The organism is Elizabethkingia argenteiflava (assembly GCF_009904105.1).
GTDB lineage: Bacteria > Bacteroidota > Bacteroidia > Flavobacteriales > Weeksellaceae > Elizabethkingia > Elizabethkingia argenteiflava.
The window spans coordinates 1-401 of sequence record NZ_JAAABJ010000512.1 but is presented as its reverse complement, the minus strand read 5'-3'; the positions used below and the strand labels follow the sequence as shown (position 1 = coordinate 401).

The 401-nt window shown below is 43.9% G+C and carries 1 protein-coding gene; it reads left to right on the top strand.

Features of this window, described 5'->3' with window-relative positions:
• Window positions 1-401 (top strand): transposase (locus tag GNY06_RS07445; RefSeq protein WP_176589996.1); only part of this gene is annotated, 401 nt, incomplete at both ends.

The window sequence follows — 401 nt, the reverse complement described above, 5'->3', positions numbered from 1 at the left end:
TACCACCTTGCTCAGGATAAACTTAACGAGCAAATTAACCGTAAGAACGGTAAAACGAAGAAGACCGTGCGTAGTCTAAGTGCTGGCTCATTTGAGTTAGAAACTGGTCGTGACCGCCTGGGTACTTTTGAACCTAAGATTGTCCCCAAACGCCAGCTAATCATTACCGATGAGCTGGAAGGTAATATCTTATCGATGTACGCTATGGGAGTGAGTACCCGAGCAATGGGGGATTATGTTCAGCAAATGTATGCTATGGAGATTTCTCCTGCAGAGATATCCCGTATTACCGAGAGTGTACTACCCGCGGTTCAAGTATGGAGAAACCGTCCTCTTGATACCTTCTATCCTTTTGTATTTATGTATTGTATGTTTTTCAAGGTAAGGGTGAATGGTGCTGT